Annotated in this window: 13 protein-coding genes; 2 read left to right on the top strand and 11 right to left on the bottom strand. The window is 73.6% G+C overall.

Features of this window, described 5'->3' with window-relative positions:
* Window positions 1-12: 12 nt before the first annotated feature.
* From B100_RS0131540 to B100_RS0131530, 3 genes are all read right to left on the bottom strand, one after another.
* Window positions 13-1,083 (bottom strand): PhoH family protein, encoded by a 1,071-nt coding sequence (locus tag B100_RS0131540; RefSeq protein ID WP_024888362.1) that lies wholly within the window; start codon window positions 1,081-1,083, stop codon window positions 13-15.
* A 258-nt stretch (window positions 1,084-1,341) separates the two neighbouring features.
* Window positions 1,342-2,496, bottom strand: coding sequence for a PfkB family carbohydrate kinase (locus B100_RS0131535; protein WP_024888361.1), 1,155 nt, complete (start codon window positions 2,494-2,496; stop codon window positions 1,342-1,344).
* Window positions 2,497-2,628: 132 nt separating this feature from the next.
* Window positions 2,629-3,939 carry a glucarate dehydratase family protein gene (locus B100_RS0131530; RefSeq protein ID WP_024888360.1) on the bottom strand — a complete coding sequence of 437 codons (1,311 nt, stop codon included), beginning with the start codon at window positions 3,937-3,939 and terminating at the stop codon, window positions 2,629-2,631.
* 397 nt (window positions 3,940-4,336) lie between these two features.
* Between B100_RS0131530 and B100_RS0131525 the strand changes: the two genes are divergently transcribed.
* Window positions 4,337-5,683 (top strand): MFS transporter, encoded by a 1,347-nt coding sequence (locus B100_RS0131525; RefSeq protein WP_024888359.1) that lies wholly within the window; start codon window positions 4,337-4,339, stop codon window positions 5,681-5,683.
* A 189-nt stretch (window positions 5,684-5,872) separates the two neighbouring features.
* Here the strand turns inward: B100_RS0131525 and B100_RS0131520 are convergent, their stop codons facing one another.
* The 8 genes from B100_RS0131520 to hrcA form a co-directional block, all read right to left on the bottom strand.
* Window positions 5,873-6,781: a ribonuclease Z gene (locus B100_RS0131520; RefSeq protein ID WP_024888358.1), complete on the bottom strand. Its 909-nt coding sequence runs from the start codon at window positions 6,779-6,781 to the stop codon at window positions 5,873-5,875.
* 3 nt (window positions 6,782-6,784) lie between these two features.
* On the bottom strand, window positions 6,785-7,138 hold the full coding sequence (locus tag B100_RS0131515; protein WP_024888357.1) for a histidine triad nucleotide-binding protein: 354 nt from the start codon (window positions 7,136-7,138) through the stop codon (window positions 6,785-6,787).
* Window positions 7,139-7,231: 93 nt separating this feature from the next.
* Window positions 7,232-10,474 carry a S41 family peptidase gene (locus tag B100_RS0131510; protein ID WP_024888356.1) on the bottom strand — a complete coding sequence of 1,081 codons (3,243 nt, stop codon included), beginning with the start codon at window positions 10,472-10,474 and terminating at the stop codon, window positions 7,232-7,234.
* 46 nt (window positions 10,475-10,520) lie between these two features.
* Complete coding sequence (locus tag B100_RS0131505; RefSeq protein ID WP_051490105.1) at window positions 10,521-11,063, bottom strand: hypothetical protein; 543 nt, start codon at window positions 11,061-11,063, stop codon at window positions 10,521-10,523.
* 138 nt (window positions 11,064-11,201) lie between these two features.
* Window positions 11,202-11,942 (bottom strand): 16S rRNA (uracil(1498)-N(3))-methyltransferase, encoded by a 741-nt coding sequence (locus B100_RS0131500; RefSeq protein ID WP_024888354.1) that lies wholly within the window; start codon window positions 11,940-11,942, stop codon window positions 11,202-11,204.
* Window positions 11,939-13,012, bottom strand: coding sequence for a nitronate monooxygenase (locus B100_RS0131495; protein WP_024888353.1), 1,074 nt, complete (start codon window positions 13,010-13,012; stop codon window positions 11,939-11,941). The genes B100_RS0131500 and B100_RS0131495 overlap by 4 nt, the downstream gene beginning before the upstream one ends.
* 238 nt (window positions 13,013-13,250) lie before the next feature.
* Window positions 13,251-14,390: a molecular chaperone DnaJ gene (gene dnaJ / locus B100_RS0131490; protein ID WP_024888352.1), complete on the bottom strand. Its 1,140-nt coding sequence runs from the start codon at window positions 14,388-14,390 to the stop codon at window positions 13,251-13,253.
* On the bottom strand, window positions 14,391-15,407 hold the full coding sequence (hrcA, locus tag B100_RS0131485; protein ID WP_024888351.1) for a heat-inducible transcriptional repressor HrcA: 1,017 nt from the start codon (window positions 15,405-15,407) through the stop codon (window positions 14,391-14,393).
* 163 nt (window positions 15,408-15,570) lie between these two features.
* Between hrcA and B100_RS0131480 the strand changes: the two genes are divergently transcribed.
* Entirely contained in the window at window positions 15,571-16,299 is a 729-nt protein-coding gene (locus B100_RS0131480) for an MBL fold metallo-hydrolase (protein ID WP_024888350.1), read from the top strand.
* Window positions 16,300-16,321: the final 22 nt, after the last annotated feature.

The raw sequence follows: 16,321 nt of genomic DNA, 5'->3' as shown, positions 1-16,321 counted from the left end.
CTGGTGCTCGGTCTACTTCCCCTTGTGCCCGGACCGGCCGCGGCCGCCCTTGTGGGTGCCGTTCTCGGTGCCGTGCGTGCTGTCGTACTTCTCGTACGCGTCGACGATACGGCCCACCAGCTTGTGCCGGACGACATCCTGTGACGACAGCCGGGAGAAGTGGACGTCGTCCAGGCCCTCCAGGATGTCCTGCACCTGCCGCAGGCCGGACTTGGTGCCGTCGGGCAGGTCCACCTGGGTCACGTCACCCGTGATCACGATCTTCGAGTCGAAGCCGAGGCGGGTGAGGAACATCTTCATCTGTTCGGGGCTCGTGTTCTGGGCCTCGTCCAGGATGATGAACGCGTCGTTGAGCGTGCGGCCGCGCATGTACGCCAGGGGCGCGACCTCGATGGTGCCCGCGGCCATCAGCCGGGGGATCGAGTCGGGGTCGAGCATGTCGTGCAGCGCGTCGTACAGGGGACGCAGGTACGGGTCGATCTTCTCGTAGAGGGTGCCCGGCAGGAAGCCCAGCCGCTCGCCCGCCTCGACCGCCGGCCGGGTCAGGATGATGCGGTTGACCTGCTTGGACTGCAGCGCCTGCACGGCCTTGGCCATGGCCAGGTAGGTCTTGCCGGTGCCCGCGGGACCGATGCCGAAGACGATGGTGTGCTTGTCGATCGCGTCCACGTAACGCTTCTGGTTGAGCGTCTTGGGGCGGATCGTGCGACCGCGCGAGGACAGGATGTTCTGCGTGAGCACCTGGGCCGGGGTCTCCTGGCCGTCGCTCTCCCCGCTTTCGCTCGCCTTGAGCATGGCGATCGAGCGTTCCACTGCGTCCTCCGTCATCGGCTGACCGGTGCGGAGCACCAGCATCATCTCGTCGAACACGCGCGATACGAGGGCGACCTCCGTGGCGTCGCCGACCGCGCTGATCTCGTTGCCCCGGACGTGGATGTCGGCCCCCGGGAAGGCCTTCTCGATCACACGCAGGAGGGAGTCGCCGGATCCCAGCACGGTCACCATGGGGTGCTGGGCGGGGACGGTGAGCTGCACTCTCGCCTCCCCCTGCGCGGGGGTGTGAGCTGTGGGTGTCTGAGTCATGGGCCGGCTCTGAGGCCTGCGGTTCCTCCTCGTCACGGCCGCGCAGCTGTGGGCGGCCTCGCGCTTCCCAGGGTACGACGGAGGGGTGACAAGCCCGTAGGTCTTTTATCCGACCGGGCGATCGACCCCGCTCGCCCTCTTCCCCGAGGACGCCGTCTCAGGCCGACCGGCGTCAGAGGCCCAGCGGCAGCTCGGCCGACCGGCGCCTCGGGCCGACCGGCGTCTCAGGCCGACCGGCGTCTCAAGCCGACCGGCGTCTCAGGCCGACCGGCGGAACCCGATCGTCGGCACCGCCCGCCGCAGCGGCCAGGGCCGCACCGCCTCCTCCGGGACCAGCCCGGTCAGGAAGCCGTAGCGCCGCAGCGCGGAGGGGTCCTGGCCCTCGACCGACTGCACCCTGCGCCACCACCCGGCGATCTCCGCCCAGCCCGGCGCGGACAGCGAGCCGCCGAAGTCCTGGACGGACAGCGCGGCCGTCAGTCCCGCGAAGGCCAGCCGGTCGGCCAGCGGCCAGCCCGCGAGCGTGCCGGTGACGAAGCCGGCGACGAACACGTCCCCCGCGCCTGTCGGGTCCAGCGCCTCCACCTCGATGGCCGGGACCGACGCGGTCTCCCCCGTCCGCCGGTCCACCGCGTACGCGCCCTCCGCGCCGAGCGTGACCACGGCGACCGGGACATGCTCGGTGAGGGCGTGGGCGGCGGCGCGCGGGGTGTCGGTGCCGGTGTAGCGCATGGCCTCCTCGGCGTTCGGCAGGAACGCCTCGCAGTACTTGAGGTCGTCCAGGCCCGCCAGGTCCCACGCCCCGGTGTCGTCCCAGCCGACGTCGCCGAAGATCCGGGTGCCCTTGCGGGCGGCCTGCGCGATCCAGGGGGCGCCGCGGCCGGGGGTGAGGGAGGCGACGGCGGCCCGTGCGCGGGGCGGGCAGTCGGGAGCGGGTTCCTCGGGCGGCGGTTCGTGGCCGTGCGAGACCATCGTGCGCTCGCCCTCGTACGCCATGGAGACGGTGACCGGGGAGTGCCAGCCGGGGACCCTGCGGGACGGGGAGAGGTCGATGCCCTCGCCCTGTTCCAGCGCGTCCCAGCAGTACTCGCCGTAGTGGTCGTCGCCGAAGGCCGCCGCGAGGGAGGTGCGCAGGCCGAGCCGGGCCAGGGCGGTGGCCATGTTGGCCACGCCGCCCGGGCTCGACCCCATGCCGCGCGCCCAGGACTCGGTGCCGCGCACGGGGGCGGAGCCCAGCCCGGTGAAGACGATGTCGAGGAAGACGGTGCCGGTGAGGTAGACGTCCCAGGCGGGGTCGTCCGGGCCGCGCAGGGCGGCGAGGGGGTCGACGTGGGGCGGGCAGGGTCCCGCGGCCGGTTCCTGCCCGGCTCTCCTACCGGCCCTCTTCCCGTTCCTCTTCCCGGTGGACGCCATCACGGTGCGCTCCCTGACGTGGTGCGGTTTCAGCCAGTGTGCACCACACCGCCGACAGGCCGGCCGCCGTCACGCCGAGCCGCCCCCGGGGACCGTCCGGGCCGCCGTCCCGGGGGGCCGCTTCGGGGACCGTCACCAGCGGGGCACGGCGGGCTGGGTCCAGCCCGGCTCGGCGATCCGCATGGCGGCCGCGTCGTCGCGGTCGCGCAGCGTGCCGTCGTCGTCCAGCCACCGCCGGTGCAGGAAGGCCAGCCGGTCACGGTCGAGTTCGACGCCGAGGCCCGGCGCGTCCGGGACGCGTACGGTGCCGCCCTCGAAGGTGAGCCGCTCGGTGAGGACGTCCTCGGACTGCCAGGGGTAGTGGGAGTCGCAGGCGTGATGCAGGTTGGGCACGGTGGCCGCGACGTGGGTCATGGCGGCGAGGCTGATGCCGAGGTGCGTGTTGGAGTGCATGGAGACGCCCACGCCGAAGGTGCGGCAGATCGCCGCGAGCTGCTGGGTGTTGCGCAGGCCGCCCCAGTAGTGGTGGTCGGAGAGGACCACCTGGACGGCGTCCCGGGTGAACGCCTCCTTGATCTCGGCGAACGTCGTCACGCACATGTTGGTGGCGAGCGGCACTCCGGTCCGGGCGGCCACCTCGGCCATGGCGGGCGTACCGAGGGTGGGGTCCTCCAGGTACTCCAGGACGTCCCCGAGCTCCTCGGCGACCTTGAGCGAGGTCTCCACGGACCAGGCGCCGTTGGGGTCGAGGCGCAGCGGGTGCCCGGGGAACGCGGCGGCGAGCGCGCGGACGGCGGTGATCTCCTCGTCCGGCGGGAAGACGCCGCCCTTCAGCTTGAACGACGTGAAGCCGTACACCTCCTTGAACCGGCGGGCCTGCTCGACGACGCCCGCCGGGTCGACGGCGGCGCCCCAGTCGTCCTTCTCCGCCGGCACGCCCTCGGGGTGGTCGGCCCACTTGTAGAACAGGTACGCGCTGTACTCGACGGCGTCGCGGACCTTGCCGCCCAGCAGGGCGTGCACGGGCAGGCCGAGGCTCTTGCCCACGGCGTCGAGGCAGGCGACCTCCAGGGCGGAGAGCACGGACAGCCGCAGCTTGTCGGCGGTCTGCACGCCCCGCAGTCCGCCGACGTCGACCTGGCCGGAGACCCGGGCGGCGTCGACGGCTATGTCGTCGGCCTCGGCGAACAGCCGGTTCAGGTCGCCGGCCGGGTGTCCGACGAGCTTGTCGGCGAGCGGGCGGGCCAGTTCCAGGTACTTGGTGTCGCCGTAGGTCTCGCCGAGTCCGGTGGTCCCGCCGGCGGTCACCACCTCCACGATCAGCCGGGGGGTGTACGGCTGGTGCACGCCCTGGGTGTTGAGCAGGGGCGGGTCGGCGACCAGCACCGGGGTGAGGCGGACCTCGGTGACGGTCAGGTCGTCCCGGGAGGTGGATGCGGTCACAGGGCGGCTCCTACGAGGTCGGGTCCGGCGTCGTGCGGGGTCCTGAGGTCAGTGAGGTCGCTGCCGCCTGCGCCGGTGCCGGGACTCACCCTCGCTCATCTCTCTACGTAGACGGCATCCATGTATGAGAACGAAGGCTAGAGGGGTGAACCAAGGGCGTCAATGGGGCGGTACGCCGTCGTGCGGCGGTCGCCCAGCGCACGCCGGGGCGTGAAAAGCGCGCTTTTACCCAGCCCCTCAAACGTCCAAACAAAAGAGTGATCTAGATCACATCGACCTCGCTGCCGTTGCGCCGCTCCCGCTTGATACAAATTGCCCGCGCGTTCTCGTCCGTCGACGGTCGTCGCCCCCCATCTCCTTTCTCGCACCGTCCCTTTCGCACGCCCTGGGAACGCCCGTGTTCGCCCCTCGCACCACCCCCTGGCCCCTCGTCGCCCTTTTCACGGCCGGGTACCTCGCGCCGTATCTGCTGCCCACCACCGTCGGCCGGCTGGAACGCGGCCTGGCCCTGTCGGCCACCCAGGCGGGGGCCGTCGGCAGCCTGCTGCTGCTCAGCTCCGCCACGGCCGGGTTCCTGCTGGCCTCGCACGTCGAGCGGACCGGGCCGCGGACCCTGGCCCGCCTCGGGCTGCTCCTCGCCGTCGTCGGCTACGGCGGGGCCGCCCTGACCACCGCCGTTCCGGCCGTGGTCGCCGGTGCCGTGATCGGCGGGTTCGGCTCGGGCACGGCCACCACGGTCGCCGCCACCCGGATCGCCGCGGAGAAGGACCCGCACCGGGCCTCCACCCTAGGACTGCTCAGCGTGTCCGCGCTGGCGGGCGCCGTCTACCTGACGGTGCCGCACCTGCCCGGCCACGGGCTGACCCTCGCCGCCATCGCCCTCACCGCGCTCGCGGTGTGGCCGCTGACCTCCCGGCTGCCCGGCGGCACGGCCGGCCCGCTCCCGGCGGAGCCGCACACCGACGCCTACGGCACCGGCACCGACCGTCTGCCGCACCGGCGTTCGGGCATGGTGCTGGCCGGGGCGATGCTGCTGTGGTCCATGGCGCAGAACGCGCTGTGGGGTGTCAGCGGGCGCATCGGCGTCGACCAGGCGCATCTGTCCGAACCGACCGTGGGCGTGGTCTTCGCGCTGGCGCTGGGCGCGGGCCTGCTGGGTGTGCTGGGCGCGGGTGCGCTCGGCTCACGGCTCGGGCGCGCGCTGCCCATCGGCGGCGGCACGGTCGTCATCGCCGGCTGCATCGCGCTGAGCGCCTCGGCCAGCGGACTGGGGAGCTTCGCCTCGGGCGAGATCGCCTGGAACACGTTCTACCCGGTGGTGCTGTCGTACCTGATCGGGCTGGCCGCCTCGCTGGATCCGAAGGGCCGCTGGGCGGTGCTGGTCGGCTCCGCGTCCGCCCTCGGCACGGCGGCCGGGCCGATCACCGGCAGCGTGCTGTCCGCGCTGGCCGGCTTCCCGGTCATGGGCGCGGTGCTCGCGGTGGGTCTGCTGCTGGTCGCGGTGCCGATGACCGGGGTCGCCCTGCACACCGGCGGCCGGCCGCTGCTGCCCGGTGCGGTGCGGCGGCGGGGCGGTCACGCGGCGGCGCTGGTCGCGGCGACCACGGGTACCCCCACGGGGCCGGTTCCGGAGGTCGGGGCGCCGGAGCAGCCGGTGGTCGAGATTCCTCTCGACGGGACGCCGGCGGCGGCGCGGGGTGCCTACGACACGGCGGCGGCCACCAGGGCGCCGGGCGCGATGTGAGGTACGTGGGGACAGCCGCGGCGGCTGAAAGCCGCCGCGCCCAACCGTGCCGCCCTGCGGCACGACTGCCCGCAGCGCAGGCGCCCTCCAGGGGCGCGGGAACTGCGCGACCAGCCACCAACCACCCGCACCCGACGCCGCAGAAGCGCGCCCACTCCCCCACCGCCCCAGCGGCACCACTGCCCGTAGCTACGCTCGGCGTTTGGGGAGGGGGATCCTCTGCAGGTCCCTCGCCACCGTCAGACCCGCCTCGTAGCCCGCCGCGCGCGCCTGGCGTTCGAACTCCTCCGGGTCCGTGTAGCGCTGGCTGAAGTGCGTGAGCACCAGGTTCCGTACGCCCGCGTCGCGGGCCACGCGGGCGGCCTGGCCGGCGGTCAGGTGACCGAACTCCACGGCGAGTTCCTCGTCCTCGTCGAGGAACGTCGACTCGATGACGAGCATGTCGCAGCCCTCGGCGAGCGCGTACACCCCGTCGCACAACCGGGTGTCCATGACGAACGCGAACCGCTGCCCGCGCCGCACCTCGCTGACGTCCTCCAGGGCGACCCCGTTCAGGGAGCCCTCACGCTGGAGGCGGCCGACGTCCGGGCCCTTGATGCCGTGCGCGGCGAGCCGGTCGGGCAGCATGCGGCGGCCGTCCGGCTCGACGAGCCGGTAACCGTACGCCTCGACGGGGTGGGAGAGCCGGCGCGCCTCCAGCGTGTAGCCGGCGGTGCGGGCGAGCGGGCCGTCGGTGTCGACGGGGTTCTCGGCGAGGGCGACGGTCTCGCGGTAGGCGGTCGCGTACCGCAGCCGGTCGAAGAACCGCTGCCCCGAGCGCGGGTAGTGCGCGGTGACCGGGTGCGGCACCTTGTCGAGGTTGATCCGCTGGATCACCCCGGCGAGCCCCAGGGAGTGGTCGCCGTGGAAGTGGGTGACGCAGATCCGGTTCACGTCGTGGGCGGCGGCCCCGGCGCGCAGCATCTGGCGCTGGGTGCCCTCGCCGGGGTCGAACAGGATGCCCTCGCCGTCCCAGCGCAGCAGGTAGCCGTTGTGGTTGCGGTGCCGGGTGGGGACCTGGCTGGCGGTGCCGAGCACCACCAGTTCACGGACGGACAAGGCTTATCCGGGGGGCCATTCGAGACCGCGTCCGCCCAGGACATGGGCGTGCGCGTGCCACACGGTCTGGCCGGCGCCGCTGCCGGTGTTGAAGACGATGCGGTAGCTCTCCAGCTTCTCGTCGTCCGCGACGGCCTGCGTCTCGCGCAGCACGTCCGCGGCGAGCTCGGGCGCCTCGGCGGCGAGCGCCGCGGCGTCCCGGTGGTGCGCCTTCGGGATCACCAGGACATGGGTGGGCGCCTGGGGGTTGATGTCTCGGAACGCGACGGTCGTGTCCGTCTCGCGCACGATCGTCGCCGGGATGCTGCCCGCGACGATCTTGCAGAACAGACAGTCGTCCTGAGGTTCCCCTGCCATACGCCCTCCTCGACCCGACGATCACTACAGGGGCATGCTACCGACCCGGCCCCGGGCCGTCGTGCCGCACGGGTGCGGTCACGACGGCTCCGGTCACGACAGCTCCGGCGCCACCTTCGCGGGCGTCTCCTCCAGCGCCTCCAGCGCCAGCCGCACCGCCTCGTCCAGCTGGACGTCCCGCCCGGCGGCGTAGTCCTGCGGGCGCTGGACGACCTCGACGTCCGGGTCGACGCCGTGGTTCTCGACGTCCCAGCCGTACCCCTCCAGCCAGAAGGCGTACTTGGGCTGGGTGACCAGCGTGCCGTCGACCAGCCGGTAGCGGCTGTCGATGCCGATGACGCCGCCCCAGGTGCGGGTGCCGACGACGGGGCCGATGCCGAGCGCCTTGATCGCCGCGTTGACGATGTCCCCGTCGGAGCCGGAGAACTCGTTGGCGACGGCGACGACGGGTCCCCGGGGCGCGTCGCGCGGGTAGCTCTCCGCGCGCATCCCGCGCGGCAGGTCCCAGCCGACGATCCGCCGGGCCAGCTTCTCCACCACGAGCTGCGAGGTGTGGCCGCCGCGGTTCTCCCGCACGTCCACGACCAGGCCCTCGCGCAGTACCTCCACCCGCAGGTCGCGGTGGATCTGCGCCCACCCGGGCGCCTGCATGTCGGGGACGTGGATGTAGCCGAGCCGGCCGCCGGACCTCTCCAGCACGTAGGCCCGCCGGTCGGCGACCCAGGCGTGGTAGCGCAGCGGCTCCTCGTCGGCGAGCGGGACGACGACCGCGTGCCGGTGCTCTCCCCCGCCGGCCGGTGACACGGTCAGCTCGACGGGCTTGCCCGCCGTCCCCACCAGCAGCGGCCCGGGGCCCGTCACCGGGTCGACCGGCTGTCCGGCGACGGCGACGATCGCGTCCCCGGGCCGGATCGCCACGCCGGGCGCGGCGAGCGGCGAGCGGGCCTCCGGGTCGGAGGTCTCGGCGGGCAGGACACGGTCCACCCGCCAGCTGCCGTCCTCGTGCCGGGAGATGTCCGCGCCGAGCAGTCCCTGCCGGGCTCCGCCGCCGAAGCCGCCGCGCGGGGTGACGTAGGCGTGCGAGGTACCGAGTTCGCCGTGCACCTCCCACAGGAGGTCCACCAGGTCGTCGTGGGTGGCCAGCCGGTCAAGGACGGGACGGTAGCGGTCCAGGACCCCGTCCCAGTCGACGCCGCTCATGTCGGGACGCCAGAAGTTGTCCCGCATGATGCGGCCGTTCTCGTCGAACATCTGCCGCCACTCGGCGGACGGGTCGACGAACTGGCGGACCCGGGCGAGGTCCACGGTGATGTTGGTGTCGCTGTCGTCGTCGCCGGAGGCGCGCCGGTCGCTGGGGACGACCTTCAGCCGTCCGTCGGTCCACAGCAGCACCCTCTTGCCGTCCCCGCTGACCTCGAAGTGGTCGGCGTCGACGGCGAGATGCTCGACGCGCTGCTGGGCGAGGTCGTAGCGCTCCAGGTCGGTCTTGGGATCCGGGTCGTCGGGCGTGGCCCGGGACGCGCCGAGCACGCCGCGCACCGGGTGCCGCAGCCAGAGCACGCCGTCCTTGGCGGCGCGCAGGTTGCTGTAGCGGGAGGCCTCGACCGGGAAGGGCACGATGCGGTCGGCCAGCCCGTCGAGGTCGATGCGCGTGGTGGGGGTGCCCTCGCTGTCGGGCGTCTCGTCCCGGTCCGGGGTCTCGAAGGGCCGGCCGTGCCGCTGCGGCCCGAACGGCGACGGGGTGGTCGCCGCGAGCGTGATCAGGTACGGCCGTACGCCTTCGACGAAGGCCAGGTCGAAGACGTGCTCGTCGTAGACCGGGTCGAAGGAGCGGGTGGACAGGAACGCGAGGTGCTTGCCGTCGAGGGTGAAGGCGGGCGCGTAGTCCTGGAAGCGCAGCGGGGTCGCCTCGGTGACCGACAGGTCGGTGGTGTTGGCGAGCTTGATCTGGCTGAGCGGACGCGGGCCGGGGTGGGACCAGGCGAGCCAGGTGGAGTCGGGTGAGAAGACCAGCCCGGAGACGTCGCCGTCCTCGCTGCGGTCCACCTCGCGGACCTCGCCGGTCTCCCGCTCGACGAGGAGGACGCGGCCGTCGTGCGAGGCGATCGCGGCGCGGCTGCCGTCGGGCGCCATCGCCAGCTCCACGACCCTGCCGAGCTGTCCGGCGGCCAGGCGGCGCGGGGTGGCGCCGGGGGCCGGTCCGGTGGCGGGGGCGAACTCCAGGGCGTCGTCGCCCTCGGCGTCCGTCACCCACACCACCCATTCCTCGCCGTCCGCGCGGAAGGTGCGCGGCCGGCGGGCCCGTACGCCCGGGGTCGCGGCGAGCGCGCGGGCGGGACCGGAGCGGTGGGTGACCCAGTGGACGGTGCCGCGCACGCAGACGGCGCTGCCGCGCGCGGTGTGGTCGGGGGACGCGGAGCCGAACCAGCGGGCCGCGTTCACCGGGAACGGCTGGAGGTCGACGCGCTGCCCGCCGAGCCGGACGTCGAGGCGGCGCGGCTCGGCGGTGTCGAGGTCGTCGAGGATCCACAGCTCGCCGGCGCTGGACCAGACGACCCGGGAGCCGTCGGTGGCCGCGTGACGGGCGTAGAAGCTGTCCAGGGGCGTGTGGCGGCGCAGGTCGGAGCCGTCGGCGAGGGAGGAGTACAGCGCGCCCGTGCCCTCGTGGTCGGAGAGGAACGCGATCCTCCCCCACTCTCGGCTGTGCTCGAGCGGGGGGACCCCCATCCCCACCCACTGCGGGTACTCGATGTTCCCGTCGAGGTCCTCGTGCAGCCGGACGAACTCGCCGTCGCCCTCCCGGTCGATCCACAGCTTGCCCGCGGTGCCGCCCCGGTAGCGCTTCCAGGCGGCGGCCTCGCGGCCCATCGTGGCGGACAGCAGGACGGTGTGCGGGCCCGCCGCGACGTCACCGACCGGCCCGTACGGCAGGGTCTCGGCGGGGCCGCCGTCGAGCGGCACGGCGCGCGCCCAGGTGCGGCGCAGGCTGGCCTGGCCGTACGTGCTGAGCGCGAGGACGCGGCCGTCGTCGGTCCAGCCGCGGACCTGGGTCTTCAGGCTGCCCCAGTGGGTCAGCCGCCGGGCGGGGCCGCCGTCGACGGGCGCGACGTGCACCTCGGGCGCGCCGTCGCGGGTGGAGGTCCAGGCGACGGTGGTGCCGTCCGGGGAGATCCGTGGATGGTTCACCGGCACGTTGTCCGCGCTGACCCGCCAGGCCCGGCCGCCGTCGAGCGGGGCGAGCCACACGTCGTCCTCGGCGGTGAAGGCGACCAACTCGCCGTGCGGATGCGGGAACCGGAGGTATGCGGTGGATGCGACCGATGCAGGCTGTGTCACCCGATCACCCTATGGGGGGCGCGCCCCGTCGGGCCAGGGGTTCGGATCACTTGCCCTCGACGGGGCGACAGGAGGGGTACTGGTCGCACCACACCGTCGTCGTGACGGTCACGGTGACGGTGGGCTCGGCGCCGCGCTGCGTGGGATCGCCCACTCGGGGCGGGTTCTTGGAGTCGCAGTCGCCCAGTCCCTCGACGTGGAACACCTGCCGGCCGTCCACCTTGGCGGTGAGATCCCCGCGTACGCAGGCGCCGTTGACGGCGTGGGTGACCTTGCCGGTGACGGTGATCTCCTTGCCGCCCTCGGTCTCGCCCTCGCAGTCGACCGAGGCGGCGGTCTCCCGCGACGCCGGTGAGGCGGAGCCGCCCCGGTCACCGAAGGACGCGTCGCAGGTGAGCCAGCGCACCTTGTCCTTCTGCCGGTTGAGCTCCTTCGTCACCGTGCCGTCGGTGGTGAGCGCGACGGCGGCGGAGCTGAGGCTGCCGCCCTCACAGGCGGTCACGCCGGTGACCGCGGCCACGGCGAACACGACGACGGCGGTGTGCCGCCGCCGACGCGGCCCTCCTCGGGCCCAGTTCTTCGCCCCCATGCACGGCAGCGTGCCACTGCCGCTCGCGCGGCGGTAGGGCGCATCGGGCCACGTGTGGCGCCCCCTCGCAGAGGCGGAGCCACAGATCAAGCCCCTCCGGCGTTCGAGGAGCGGGGTCCGGGGCGGAGCCCCGCGAGGTCAGGACCAGCGTCCGGTACGCCCCAGCAGCAGCGCCGCCGCAGCCGTCCCCGCCGTGGACGTCCGCAGCACACTCCGCCCCAGGCGATACGCCCGCGCCCCGACGCTCTCGAACAGCGTCAACTCCTCGGGGGACACCCCACCTTCAGGTCCGACGACCAGCACGATCCGCCCGGAGTCCGGCAACGGAACGCCGGCCAACGGCTCCGTCCCGCTCTCGTGCAGCACCGCCGCGAACTCCGCTTCGGCGAGAAGTGAGGCAACCCCCTTGCTCGTCGCCGCGTCCGCGACCTCCGGGAACCGCACCCGGCGCGACTGCTTGCCCGCCTCCCGGGCCGTCGCCCGCCACTTGGCGAGGGCCTTCGCGCCCCGCTCGCCCTTCCACTGGGTGATACAGCGCGAGGCCGACCAGGGCACGATCGCGTCGACGCCGACCTCGGTCATGGTCTCCACGGCCAGCTCGCCCCGGTCGCCCTTGGGCAGCGCCTGCACGACGGTCAGCCGGGGCGTCTCCGCGGGCTCCTCGACGATCTCGCCGAGCCGCACGATCAGCCGGTCCTTGCCCTCGGTGCCGTCCACCTCGCCCGCGGCCCAGCGGCCCGCCCCGTCGGTGAGGACGACCTCCTCACCGGCGCGCAGCCGCTTCACGGAGACGGCGTGCCGTCCCTCGGGGCCGTCGAGCACATGGCGGCCGGTGTCACCGGTGTCGAAGTGGTCGACGACGAAGACGGGCGCGGTCATCGGGTGCCTCCCGCCGACAACGCTGTCCGGGCGGCGGCCAGTTCGGCGGCCAGCACCTCCACCAGCTGGCCGGCGGGCAGCTCGCGGGCCATCCGGTGGCCCTGTCCCGCCCACAGCGCCAGGCCCTGCGCGTCCCCGGCCTTCGCGGCGGCCTTGCGCAGCGGCGCGGTCAGGTGGTGGACCTCCGGGTAGGCGGCGGGCGCGTAGGGGCCGTGCTCGCGCAGGAAGCGGTTGACCAGGGCGCGCGCCGGGCGGCCGGTGAAGGCGCGGGTCAGCTCGGTGCGGACGTGGAGGGGGTTGGTCAGGGCCTGCTTGTGCAGGGCGTGCGCGCCGGACTCGTGGGCGGCGACGAAGGCGGTGCCGAGCTGGGCGGCGGAGGCCCCGGCCGCGCACACGGCGGCGATCTGCCCGCCGCGCATGATGCCGCCCGCGGCGACGACCGGGATGCCGACGGACTCGCGGACCTGGGCGACCAGGGACAGCAGTCCGATGCCGCCGCCGTCCGTCTCCGGGGCGTCGCGGTGGGTGCCCTGGTGGCCGCCGGCCTCGACGCCCTGGGCGATCACCGCGTCGGCGCCGGCCCGTTCCACGGCGCGCGCCTCCTCGGCGGTGGTGGCGGTGACCAGCGTGACCGTGCCGACGCGGTGCAGCGCGTCGACGACCTCGCGGGCCGGCACGCCGAAGTGGAACGACACGGCCGGCACGGGGTTGTCGAGCAGCACGGCGAGCTTGGCGTCGTAGCCGTCGTCACGGCCGCTGTCAGGGTCGCCCAGCCCGGTCTCGTACCAGGAGGCCTCACCGGCCAGCTGGTGGGCGTAGACGTCGACGGCGGCGGGGTCGGCCGTCTCCGGCTGGGGCAGGAAGAGGTTGACGCCGAAAGGGCGGGAGGTCAGTCCCCGCAGCTGCTTGATCTCCTGGTACATCCCGTCCGCGGTCTTGTACCCGGCGGCCAGGAAACCGAGCCCGCCGGCCTCGGACACGGCGGCGGCGAGCTGCGGCACCGAGATGCCGCCCGCCATGGGCGCCTGCACGATCGGGTGCCGGAAGAGATCGGTCAGTACGGAGGACATGACCAAATGTTGTCACGTCCCCCGACCAACTCCGCATCGGCCCTTCCCCTTGGCATACGCCACTTTTCGGCGGGCCGCCGAGCACATCGGCGGCCCTCCGCGGGAAAGCGGGTCAGCGCCCGTTGAAGGCGTCCTTCAGCCGGGAGAACAGCCCCTGCTGCCCGGGCTGACTGTGCCTGCCCCCGGGGGCGACCCCCGGACCCCCCGGCAGCAGCGGCCTCGCCCCGGCGCACGCCGGTCAGCGTCCGTTGAAGGCGTCCTTCAGCCGGGAGAACAGCCCCTGCTGCCCGGGCTGGAACTGGCCCTGGGGCCGTTCCTCGCCGCGCAGCTTGGCCAGCTCCCGCAGCACGCGCTCCTGCTCCGGGTCCAGCTTGGTCGGGGTCTGCACCTCGACGTGGACGATGAGGTCACCGCGACCGCCGCCCCGCAGATGGGTGACACCCCGGCCGTGCAGCGGGATCGACTGGCCGGACTGGGTGCCGGGCCGGATGTCGACCTCCTCCAGGCCGTCCAGCGTCTCCAGCGGCACCTTGGTGCCCAGCGACGCCGCTGTCATCGGCAGCGTGACCGTGCAGTGCAGGTCGTCGCCGCGCCGCTGGAACTGCGAGTGCGGCAGCTCGTGGATCTCGACGTACAGGTCACCGGCGGGGCCGCCGCCCGGGCCGACCTCGCCCTCGCCCGCCAGCTGGATCCGGGTGCCGTTGTCGACACCGGCCGGGATCTTCACCGTGAGCGTGCGGCGGGAGCGGATCCGGCCGTCGCCCGCGCACTCCGGGCAGGGCGTGGGCACGACGGTGCCGAAGCCCTGGCACTGCGGGCACGGGCGGGACGTCATGACCTGGCCCAGGAAGGACCGGGTGACCTGTGAGACCTCACCGCGGCCGCGGCACATGTCACACGTCTGCGCGCTGGTGCCGGGCGCGGCGCCCTCGCCGCTGCACGTGGTGCAGACGACCGCCGTGTCGACCTGGATGTCCTTGGTCGTGCCGAACGCGGCCTCGTCCAGTTCCACCTCGATGCGGATCATGGCGTCCTGGCCCCGGCGGGTGCGCGAGCGCGGCCCGCGCTGCGACGCCGTGCCGAAGAACGCGTCCATGATGTCGGAGAAGTTGCCGAACCCGCCGGCCCCGAAGCCGCCCGCGCCGCCGGCGCCGCCGGACTGGGACAGCGGGTCGCCGCCGAGGTCGTAGACCTGCTTCTTCTGTGGGTCCGACAGCACCTCGTAGGCGGCGTTGATCTCCTTGAACCGCTCCTGGGTCTTCGGATCCGGATTGACGTCCGGATGCAGCTCGCGGGCGAGCCGCCGGAAGGCCTTCTTGATCTCTTCCTGCGACGCGTCGCGGCGTACGCCGAGTACGGCGTAGTAGTCCGTGGCCACCTATGACTCCGCCAGGATCTGTCCGACGTACCGTGCCACTGCGCGTACCGCTCCCATCGTTCCGGGGTAGTCCATGCGGGTCGGTCCGACCACGCCGAGCTTGGCGACAGCCTCGCCGCCCGAACCGTAGCCGACCGACACGACGGACGTGGAGTTGAGTCCTTCGTGGGCGTTCTCGTGACCGATCCGTACGGTCACACCCGGATCCTGCGCCTCGCCGAGCAGCTTGAGGAGCACGACCTGCTCCTCCAGCGCCTCCAGGACGGGCCGGATCGTGAGGGGGAAGTCGTGTCCGAAGCGGGTGAGGTTGGCGGTACCGCCGATCATCAGCCGCTCCTCGTTCTCCTCGACGAGCGTCTCCAGGAGAGTGGAGAGCACCGTGGAGACCGTACCGCGGTCGTCGGCCTCGAAGGCCTCCGGGAGGTCCTCCACCAGACTCGGCACATCGCTGAACCGGCGCCCCGCGACCCGGCTGTTGAGCCGCGCCCGCAGGTCGGCCAGGGACGCCTCACCGAACGGCGCCGGGCAGTCGACCATGCGCTGCTCGACCCGGCCGGTGTCGGTGATCAGCACCAGCATCAGCCGCGCCGGGGCGAGGGACAGCAGCTCCACGTGCCGCACCGTCGACCGGGTCAGCGAGGGGTACTGCACCACGGCGACCTGGCGGGTGAGCTGCGCCAGCAGCCGCACCGTCCGGGCCACGACGTCGTCGAGGTCGACGGCGCCCTCGAGGAAGTTCTGGATGGCCCGCCGCTCGGGCGGGCTCATCGGCTTGACGCCGGCCAGCTTGTCGACGAACAGCCGGTAGCCCTTGTCGGTGGGGATGCGCCCGGCACTGGTGTGCGGCTGGGCGATGAAGCCCTCGTCCTCCAGGGCCGCCATGTCGTTGCGCACGGTGGCCGGGGAGACGCCGAGGTTGTGCCGCTCGGTGAGCGCCTTGGAGCCGACGGGCTCCTCGGTGCCCACGTAGTCCTGGACGATCGCGCGCAACACCTGGAGCCTGCGTTCACTGAGCATCACGCACACCTCCAGCTGACTTCCGCCCGGTAACGACCCTGGCACTCTTCGCACGCGAGTGCCAGACTTCCCCGGCCCAGTGTACGGCCGGGGGGTACGCCCCCGGCAAGGCCGGTCCGTGCCGCCGTGCCCGGCGTCGTCGTCCCCCGCTAGCGTCCCGGTCATGACCGTGACTTGGGAAGAGTCGGGATGGGAGCAACTGGCGCCGGGGGTCGGTCGGCGCCGGCTGCCGGTGTGGGACTGCACGGCGGGGCTCGTGGTGGGCACCGACGGCCTCCTGGCCGTCGACGCGGGCTCCGCGCCGGCCGAGGGCGCGCGGTTGCGGACCGAGGCGCTGGAGCTGACCAGCCGCCGTGTGACACATCTCGCGCTCACCCACCCCCACTTCGATCACGTCCTCGGGGCGTCGGCGTTCGCGGGCGCCGAGGTGTACGGCGCGGTCGGGCTGGACGCGGCGCTCTCCGGGCGGGGGCGCGAGGAGCTGCGCGCGGACGCGGTGCGCTGGGGGCTGGACGCGCGGGTGGCGGACGAGGCGGTGGACGCGCTGACGCCGCCCCGGCACGCGGTGTCCGGGGAGTGGACGCTCGACCTGGGCGGCGGGCGGCGGGTGCTGCTGGCGAACGTGGGCCCGGGCCACACCGCCCACGACCTCGCCGTCCTGGTGCCCGGCGACCCGGGGGTCGTCTTCTGCGGCGACCTGGTCGAGGAGTCGGGCGAACCGCAGGCCGGACCCGACGCCGTGCCGTCCCGCTGGCCGGACGCGCTGGACCGGCTGCTCCGGCTCGGCGGCGAGGACGCGGTGTACGTGCCCGGTCACGGAGCGGTGGTCGACGCGGGGTTCGTGCGGGCCCAACGGGACGCGCTGGCGGCCCGGTTCGGCGTGTCGGACTGATCGCCCCCGGCACGATCCTCGT

Source organism: Streptomyces sp. CNH189 (assembly GCF_000527195.1).
This window is presented reverse-complemented; position numbering and strand designations above follow the sequence as displayed.